This window comes from Dietzia sp. 111N12-1 (assembly GCF_001658045.1).
Taxonomy (GTDB): Bacteria; Actinomycetota; Actinomycetes; order Mycobacteriales; family Mycobacteriaceae; genus Dietzia; species Dietzia kunjamensis.
Map to the genome: position 1 here is coordinate 1 of NZ_LSSV01000077.1, position 2,667 is coordinate 2,667.

3 protein-coding genes are annotated in these 2,667 nt (G+C 69.0%); 1 reads left to right on the plus strand and 2 read right to left on the minus strand.

Annotation, left to right across the window (positions count from 1 at the left end; genetic code table 11):
- Nucleotides 1-103: 103 nt before the first annotated feature.
- Together istB and istA are read right to left on the minus strand one after the other, a co-directional pair.
- Nucleotides 104-886, minus strand: a complete 783-nt coding sequence (istB, locus tag AYO52_RS15250; protein ID WP_067719230.1) for an IS21-like element helper ATPase IstB — start codon at nucleotides 884-886, stop codon at nucleotides 104-106.
- A complete protein-coding gene (istA, locus tag AYO52_RS15255) occupies nucleotides 883-2,454 on the minus strand; it encodes an IS21 family transposase (protein ID WP_172812184.1) in 1,572 nt (523 codons plus the stop codon). Before istA ends, istB begins: the two co-directional genes overlap by 4 nt.
- 29 nt (nucleotides 2,455-2,483) lie before the next feature.
- Between istA and AYO52_RS18755 the strand changes: the two genes are divergently transcribed.
- Nucleotides 2,484-2,667: hypothetical protein (locus AYO52_RS18755; protein ID WP_216635341.1), on the plus strand; the 184-nt coding region annotated here is incomplete at its 3' end.

The following is a 2,667-nucleotide window of genomic DNA, read 5'->3' on the forward strand; positions in this document are numbered from 1 at the left end:
TGTCAAGGGACATTGGGATCTCCCTGTGGGCGGTCAGTTCATCTCCCTGCTCGCGGACAGCTGATCTCCCTGTGCGCGGTCAGTTCATCTCCCTGGTGGTCGGTTAGTGCAATGGGACCACCCCCTTGCCGGCGGTGGCTTCGGCGAGCCGGAGGGAGGTGCCCTCGGTGATGATGACGTGGGCGTGGTGCAGGAGTCGGTCCACGGCGGCGGTGGCCAGGGTTTTGGGCATGAAGGTGTCGAATCCCGCGGGGTGCAGGTTGCTGGTGACCGCCAGGCTGCGGCGTTCGTAGGTGGCATCGACCAGGCGGTAGAACGCCTCTGCGGCGGCTTGACCCGCGGGCAGCATCCCGATGTCGTCGACGACGATGAGCTCGGCGCGGGTGATGCGGGCGATGACTTTGCCGGCGGAGCCGTCCACGTTGGCGCGTGCCAGGGCTTCAGTCAGCGATTCGAGGGTGAACCAGGAGACCCGCATGCCGGCGTCGATGACGTTGTGGGCCAGGGCCTCGACGAAGTGCGTCTTTCCGGTGCCTGAGGGGCCACTGATGGCGAGGTTCTCGGCTCGGTGCACCCATTCCAGTCCGGCGAGCGCTGACTGGGTCGGCGCGGGGATGGAGGAGTCGGCTTCGCGCCAGGAGTCGAACGTCTTGCCGGCGGGGAGTCCGGCCGCCTTGCGGCGGGCGGCTTTGGTGGCCTCGTCTCGTCCGCGGATCTCCTCGGCGAGCAGGACCCGCAGCAGTTCGGTGGGGTCCCAGCGTTGGGCCCGGGCGGTGGCCAGGACCTCGGGGGCGGCGGCCCGCAGGTAGGGCATGCGCATTCGTTTGAGTACCGAGGTCAGGTCCTCGGGCAGTGGCACCGCCGGCGTGGTGGTCGGTGTGCTCATCGGCCGGTGTCCTTTCGGGTGCCGAAGCCGGCCCAGGCTCCTGTCCCAGGCTGAGCGGAGTGGGCTTCGTCGGCGATGACCAGGTCCGCACCGGTCGCGCCGGTGGCCAGGTGCCGGACGATCGCTGCGACGTCGCCGTCGGCGAACCGTCCGGCCGCGGCAGCAATCCCCAGTGCTTCGTCCACGTCGTCGGCACCGACCAGGGCGGCCAGCTCGACGGCGTCGACCATCTTGGCCCGGATCCGCGAGGTCCCGGCGGCGGAGGCCTCGATCAACCAGGACTGGGCTCCATCGCCCAAGGCCAGGAACTCCTTCTCGGCCTGGGAGCGAGCCTTGGGCCGGGGTGGGCGCGGTGCCCCGTCGGGCTCCTGCGGGTGATTGGGGTAGTGGCCCAGATCGATGCGCGGCGTGCCCGGGGTGGACAAGTGGTGCCGCGCCACCTCGCACAGTCCCCGCCGATCGGCGACCCAGTCCGGGGCCACGGGCAGCCGGTCGAGGTCGGCGACGATGACCAGGTCCATGCCGTCGGCGCGGACCCACACCTCAGCGCCGACCAGTCCCGGCGGGGTGGAGTAACGCACCGACCCGAACCGGATGGTCTGATCGGTGCCCACGGTGCGGGTCTGGCCCAGCGCCATGGTGTGCGGCGCCGCCGGCAGTACATGCAGACGACGACGTTCATCGATCAGCGCCTCATTCGGGACCCTTGCCGATTCACGATGCTTACGGGAGTTGACCTTGGCGCAGAACTGCTCGCATGCTGCCTCGAGCTCGGCGAACGAGCCGTACTGCTCCCGCAGGTTCGCCTCGGTGGGCACCACATCGGCCTTAGCCAACCGGACGGTGGACTCGGTGCCGCCCTTGGACTCCGGATCGAACGGCACACAGGTGTGCACCTGGGTGCCGTAGTGACGTGCGGCCTGGACGATCTGCGGATGACGCACCGGCACACCGGCGACGTGATCCACGCTGACCGTCTTGGCGTTGTCGGTCAGCACGTAGGTCGGCACCCCGCCCACGCGGCGCAGGGTCGCATCCAGGCAAGCGATCAGCGTGGGCAATTTCTGGTCCCACACCGGGATCACCACCCGGAAGCGGGACCACGCCAACCAGGCGCAGAACAGCAACGTCGAGCGCAGGACCCCGTCCGGGCCGGGGACCTTCGGCCCTTCGCCCCAGTCGAACTGCAGCCACAGGCCCGGCTCGGTGATCCACGGCCGGTAGGTGCGCTGATGCCCGGCCCGCCACGCGGCCTTGACCTGCGCCACCGCCCGCCTGGTCGTGCGCTCGGTCCCGGTGAACCCCATCGCCACCAGCCGTTCGTGGACGATATCGGCGCGGACCTTGCCGTTGCCGCGCTCGACCCACTCCTCGATCTTGGGCATGTGCTCATCGAGCATCCGCGGACGGCGGCCCGCGCCGGTCACCGGACGCCCCTGGTCACGAGCGGCGACGTACCGCCGCACGGTCTTGGGATCCACACCCGCCAGCTGCGCGGCGGAGTGCGCACTTTCAGTGGCGTCGTATGCCTCGAGAATTTCCATGATCTCCCTGTCAGACTTCTTCATGCGTCCCTCCGGTGGAACAGCGCTCATAGGTGGTCGAAGACCTCGAGCACATCCCCGGAGGGGCGCTTTTCGCGGGACCGACACGGCCCGATCCCTTGGCCACGGACAGGGAGATCAACCGACCGTCAGCAGGGAAGTACGTGTCCGCCTACAGGGAGATTGGCATGGCCGCTAGCACGCAGCCAGGTGTCCTGCTTCATGTCCAGCGTTGGC